Origin of the sequence: Actinophytocola sp. (assembly GCF_035712165.1) — a bacterium.
Taxonomy (GTDB): domain Bacteria; phylum Actinomycetota; class Actinomycetes; order Mycobacteriales; family Pseudonocardiaceae; genus DASYTH01.
This window is the reverse complement of sequence record NZ_DASTBH010000232.1, coordinates 1-2118: the sequence shown is the minus strand read 5'-3', so window position 1 is coordinate 2118 and position 2118 is coordinate 1. Positions and strand designations below refer to the sequence as shown.

At 73.3% G+C, this 2118-nt stretch carries 2 protein-coding genes; one reads left to right on the top strand and one right to left on the bottom strand.

Annotated elements, in window-relative coordinates; genetic code table 11:
* A partial coding sequence (locus VFO68_RS13285) for an AfsR/SARP family transcriptional regulator (protein ID WP_325158558.1) occupies positions 1-1508 on the bottom strand: 1508 nt, incomplete at its 3' end.
* 142 nt (positions 1509-1650) lie between these two features.
* On the opposite strand from VFO68_RS13285, the gene VFO68_RS13280 reads away from it, so the two are divergent.
* Positions 1651-2040 carry a hypothetical protein gene (locus tag VFO68_RS13280; protein WP_325158557.1) on the top strand — a complete coding sequence of 130 codons (390 nt, stop codon included), beginning with the start codon at positions 1651-1653 and terminating at the stop codon, positions 2038-2040.
* The last annotated feature ends 78 nt before the right edge of the window (positions 2041-2118 follow it).

Genomic DNA, 2118 nt, shown 5'->3' with positions numbered 1-2118 from the left:
GCGGTGTCCCCGGTGTCCAGGACGTCCAGTTGCCGGTGCAGCCCGCGCAGCTCGCCGGCCAGCACCGCGAGCGAAAGCTCGGGCTGGACGGCGATCCGGGCGGCCACGATGCTGATCGCCAGCGGCAGGCCGGCGCAGAAGTCCAGCAGTTCGGTGGCGGCCCCCGGCTCGGCGGCGAGCCGGGCCGCGCCGAGCTGGCCGGCCAGCAGTTCGCGGGCCTCGCGCTCGCGCAGCACCTCCAGCTCGACCGGCCGCGCGCCGTGCGCGACGACCAGGCCGGTGAGCCGCTGCCGGCTGGTCACCAGGACGGTGCAGGTGTCGCCGCCCGGCAGCAGCGGGACGACCTGCTCGGCGTCCCGGGCGTTGTCCAGCAGGACGAGCATGCGCCGGCCGGCGACCAGGCTGCGGTACAGCGCGGCCCGAGCGTCCACATCGGACGGAATGGCGCCGGGTGCGACCCCGAGGGCTTCGAGGAACCCGCGCAGCGCGGACGCGGGTGACAGGGGTTCGCCCGACGGGTCGAACCCGCGCAGGTTGACGTGCAGCTGGCCGTCGGGAAACCGGTGCAGTGCCTGGTAGGCCCAGCACAGGGCCAGCCACGTCTTGCCGATCCCGCCGGCGCCCCCGATCACGGCGATCGCCGGGCCACCGCCCGACACCGAGTGCAGCCAGGTGAGCTCGCGGCCACGGCCGACGAACTGCCGGGGCCGGGCCGGAAGCTGGCGTGGCACCGCGACCGGCACGACCCGGCCGGGGCCGGCCGGCGGGGCGAGCACCGGATCGTCGGCCAGGATCCGCGTGTGCAGTTCGCGCAGCGGTGCGCTGGGATCGGCGCCGAGCTGCTCGGCGAGCTGCCGGCGCAGGTTCTCGTAGTGCACCAGCGCCTGCGCCTGAGCGCCGGTGCGGCACAGCGCGGTCAGGTACTGGCCGGCCAGGCGCTCGTCCAGCGGATGCCGCCCGACCCATTCGGCGAGCTCGCCGACCACCTCGGCGTGCCGGCCCCGGCGCAGCTCGATGTCGGTGAGATCCAGCCGGGCGCCGAGATGCTGCCGGTGCAGGGCCTCCCGCAGGGACCGCAGCCAGCCGAAGTCCAGCCCGCCGAACGGTTCGCCCCGCCACTGGTTCAAGGCCTGCGCCAGCAGTGCGGCGGCCCGGTCGTCCGGGGCGCTTCTGGCCTGGCGCAACAGATCGCGGAACCGGTGCAGGTCGATCGTGGCCGGGTCGGCGGTCAACCGGTATCCGGGCGAGCGCCAGGTGATCGTGACGTCCGGGGATCCGGCGAGGGCGTTGCGCAACAGGGTCACCCCGTGCTGCAACGCGTTGCGCGGGCGGTGCGGCATCCGGCGATCGCCCCAGACCCGGTCCACCAGTTGGTCGACCGGCACCGTCCGGTTGGCCTCCACCAGCAGCGCGGCGAGCACGCAGCGAAGCTGCGCGTAGCCGACGGGGACCCGTGCACCGTCGATGACGGCCTCAACATCGCCGAGCAGCCGGAATTCCACCGCCATGCCGGTCCCCTTCGCGCAGCGCCCGCACCTGTCTTAGCGACTCCGACCAGCCAACGCAAGCATCACCACAGCGCCACGAATGCGTTGCGGCACAGACTCACCGCGCGCCCACCCCGCTGTCCGACCCGAGGAGGTACGACAGATGTCCAGCCCGTCCATCCTTGCCCGGATCCGCCGGCCACTGGTGGGGGCGGCGATGACCGCCGCCCTGGCCATCGGTTCGCTCGCCGCCACCGTTCCGGCGCAGGCCGACACGCGCGACGCGAACACCGCCCCGTGGACGGTGTCGGCCACCGGGAAGGCTCCCACGCCGCGCGGCGTGGGAGTCCAGGCGTTGTGCTTCCCCCCGACCCGCTACAGCAACGGTGCGGTCTGGTCCTGTGACGTGTTCTCCGGCCAGTACATCCAGGCCTGGATGACCTGTGGCGGAGTCACCTACTACAGCAACCTCATCGGCGAGGGCTCGTGGTGGATCGTCGGGATCTGCCCGCCCGGCACCTGGCGCGACGACGAGGGAATCTACTACTACTGATGTGGCAACGTCGCCAGGCCGCTTCCCCGACAAGCGGCCTGGCGGCCTTCACGCCTCCATCGAGCGCCGGAGCAGTTC

What these genes read in the sequence shown, in the direction of transcription:
- VFO68_RS13280 (WP_325158557.1), top strand. Translation starts at nt 1,651, where the DNA reads ATGTCCAGCCCGTCCATCCTTGCCCGGATCCGCCGGCCACTGGTGGGG.